Below are 3611 nucleotides of genomic sequence, written 5' to 3'. Positions count from 1 at the left end.
TTCCCCCTAAAAGCGAACCGTTTAAGTGGTGCGCCCCGTCGGTGTGAAGGCCTTCTATGCATTTCAAACCTACCTTGCAAGCAAAAAATTCAACTTTCCATCAACTTTCTTATAACTACCTGTTTTTTCTATCTTTTTTCCACAAAAATCCCTAACAAAACTAACGCCGCCAGAGTCCCACGAAATGAAAATGATTTGGAATGGATGTTATATGGTCAAAAGTTCAGAGGATAAAAAAACAGCCCCGTCGAAAATAGGCTTCAACGAGGCTATTCTTATAAAACTGATAAAGACAAATCAGACATGGACAGCGACGACATCGACGATGGGCTTTTTCCCCGTCCAATGATGCGCCCGCCGCCGGACAGCCAATCTAACGGCTTCCCGCATGCGCTCTTCACTTTTATGGCCTTCATGAACAGCTTTTATAGCCGCTCTAGAGGCATCCTCAATAAATTCGATACGATCAGCCTCAATAGGCACACCATGCAGACTAATCGTTGGATGGCCTTTCAGATGGTTATGCTTATCAACCGCCAATCCGACAGAAATCAGGCCATTGATAGCCATTTTCCGGCGTTCCCCAATAGTGGGGCCATTAGCCGAAAGGATAACATCCCCATCCAGCAAGAGACGACCTGTATTTTCATGACTGACAAAAACAGGACCTTTTGGCGCAAGACGAATAAGATCGCCATTTCCTTGCACCAGACTACGCGGGATACCCGTTGCTAAACCAAGCCGAGCCTGCTCTGCCATATGACGCAATTCGCCATGCACAGGAATAAGCATTTCTGGTCTTATCCAACGATACATCGCCTGTAGATCAGGCCTTCCGGGATGGCCTGACACATGAATCATGGCCTGACGATCCGTGACCATTCGAATACCCTTGGCAGCCAAAGCATTCTGGATACGCCCCACCGCCATTTCATTTCCGGGAATCTGGCGCGAAGAAAAGATAACGCTATCGCCTGCGGATAATTTCAAATGATGGCTATCAAAAGCAATCCGCGACAAAGCTGCTCGAGATTCACCCTGCCCGCCCGTCGCGACGATCATCACTTTTTCGGCAGGCATGCGCATCGCTTCATCATAAGAAAGCGTTTTCGGAAAATCTTGCAAATAGCCGGTGCTTTGGGCAATTTTGATAATCTTTTCGATGGATCTTCCGGCAATCACCAAATGGCGACCGACATCTTGAGCCACCTGTCCCAATGTCTGGATACGCGCCGCATTTGAAGCGAAAGTCGTCACCAAAACCCGTCCGGGAGTCTTACGGATAACTTCATCCAAGCCTTTTCTGACATCACCTTCAGAGCCAGAGGTCTTTTCGTTAAAGGAATTGGTTGAATCGCAAACCAAAGCTAAAACGCCGTTATCGCCGATTTTCCGGAGCATTTTCGCATTGGTCGTATTGCCGACCAAGGGATCATCATCCAACTTCCAATCACCCGTATGGAATACATTGCCATAAGGGGTTTCGATCAAAAGCGCATTGCCTTCGGGGATGGAATGGGCAAGCGGAATATAATTAAAACGGAATGAACCGAGCTTAAAACGGCCATTATTTTCGATAACATGGAGCTTCACCTTATCGGCGATACGCTCTTCTTGTAACTTGCTACGGATTAGTCCAGCCGTGAAAGGCGTGGCAAAAATTGGCACGCCCAAATCTGCCGCAAGATAAGGAATAGCACCGATATGGTCTTCATGCCCGTGGGTAATCACAATACCCAAAAGGTCTTTGGCGCGTTCTTCTATAAATTCGACATCCGGTAAAATAACTTCGACACCCGGATAGTTGGCATCACCAAAAGTGATACCCAGATCGACCATCACCCATTTGCCGTCACAACCATAAAGATTGGCATTCATACCGATTTCGCCTGACCCACCAAGGGCCAGAAAAAGGAGTTCTTTACCTGGTCTTTTCACAGACTATTATTCGCTTTCATCTTAACAGAGTAGTAAAAAATCCCCGATTACAGGGGGCTAAAATCTGCGGCAAACCCACCGGAATGCGCAGTGAATTTCGTTGGCGCTTTCTGTTCGTAAAGGAGCGCCATCCCTCGAATAGTCAAATCAGGCTCGATCACGTCAAAAACAGACGTATGCACCGCAAAGAGAGAGGCCAGACCACCGGTTGCAATTATCGTCACAGGCCGCCCTATTTCCTGTTTCATCCTTTCGGTTAAGCCTTCAATCATAGCGATATATCCCCAATAAATACCGCTATGCATACTTTCTTCGGTGCTACGGCCGATTACACTGTCCGTTTTTGGTATCTCGATTGCAATACGCGGTAAGCGGGCAGCTTTTCCAACCAAGGCATCCAAGGACAGGTTAATACCTGGGGCAATAATCCCTCCACGATAAGCCCCTTTTTCATCTATCCAGTCAAAAGTAGTCGCCGTTCCGAAATCAATCGCTATTTTATGGCCAGAATGAAGGTGATGCGCGGCCAGCGCATTAACCAGCCGATCCGCGCCCACGGTTTCAGGACTGATAACGTCAATATCAATGCCCCAATCCAAAGGCGACGTTCCGGCAATCAAGGCTTTCACCCCAAAATATTTGGCCGATAAGACCTCAAGATTATGTAACGTCCGCGGAACCACGGTGCAAATAACGACACTATCAATTTCTTCGCGTGTAAATCCTCCGATAGCCATTAACTGCACCAGCCAAACCGCATATTCATCCGCTGTTCGCCGACCTTCTGTAGCAATTCGCCATCGCGCCCGAATTTCCCGCCCATCGACCAACGCAAAAACTATATTTGTATTGCCGGCATCAATAGCGAGCAGCATGTATCAATTCCTGAACAAAGAAAACATCTTATGACCTAGCTAACAAAACATCTCCGCTATGAAACAGACATATCCGATCATTTTGTAAACGTAACTTTAGAGCGCCGTCGGGATCAAGACCCGCAAAATATCCGGAAAGCAATTCACCGTTTTCCTTGTGGATAGTAAGCGGAGTATGAATATTATGTGCTCTTTTCAACCAGTTATCATGAATAATTTCAATACCCTGTTTACGCCAGATATCCAGCCAATCAGCAAAAGAAACGACCAAGGCTTCAGAAAAAGCCTTTTTTTCCGGTATCTTATACGAAAAATCAGCTAAGGCCGCTGTCGGTCTATCCAGCTTAACAGCCTGTTTCAGATTAACACCAAAACCAAAAATCATCGCATCCTGATGACCTTCGATCAAAATTCCTGCGCATTTTGCGCCCTTCAACATTAAATCATTCGGCCATTTCAAAGAAAGCCAGTCCGCTTTCACAAAAAGACTTGCCGCCTGATATAGCGCTAAAGCCGCAACAAAAGCGAGGCCAGACAGAGAAGTATCGGTTTCTCTGATCCGCACCAAACCGCTAATAGCCAGATTACCTTCAGGTAATTGCCATTTTCGACCTTGGCGCCCCCGCCCTTTTGTCTGTTTATTGGCCAGCAACCAAAAACCTTCGGGAAGACCTTGATCGGCTAAAAGGCGCATATCGCTATTGGTGGATTCTGTTTCTTCCACCACGCGGATAGGACTATGTTCAGGCCATAAAGTAGTAATATCGACTTTTTCGGCAAAGGCCTTTTGATTAGCCT

General features: G+C 46.7%; 3 protein-coding genes. All 3 read right to left on the bottom strand.

The window, feature by feature from the left end:
* Nucleotides 1-297: 297 nt before the first annotated feature.
* Nucleotides 298-1938 (bottom strand): ribonuclease J, encoded by a 1641-nt coding sequence (locus tag LDL18_RS08860; RefSeq protein ID WP_296508841.1) that lies wholly within the window; start codon nucleotides 1936-1938, stop codon nucleotides 298-300.
* Nucleotides 1939-1985: 47 nt separating this feature from the next.
* Nucleotides 1986-2813, bottom strand: a complete 828-nt coding sequence (locus LDL18_RS08855; RefSeq protein ID WP_296508839.1) for a type III pantothenate kinase — start codon at nucleotides 2811-2813, stop codon at nucleotides 1986-1988.
* A 28-nt stretch (nucleotides 2814-2841) separates the two neighbouring features.
* Nucleotides 2842-3611: biotin--[acetyl-CoA-carboxylase] ligase (locus LDL18_RS08850; protein WP_296508837.1), on the bottom strand; the 770-nt coding region annotated here is incomplete at its 5' end.

Origin of the sequence: Zymomonas sp. (assembly GCF_020216885.1) — a bacterium.
Classification (GTDB): domain Bacteria; phylum Pseudomonadota; class Alphaproteobacteria; order Sphingomonadales; family Sphingomonadaceae; genus Zymomonas.
Note: the sequence above shows the minus strand (reverse complement) of the source record. Positions and strands in the feature narration are given on the sequence as shown.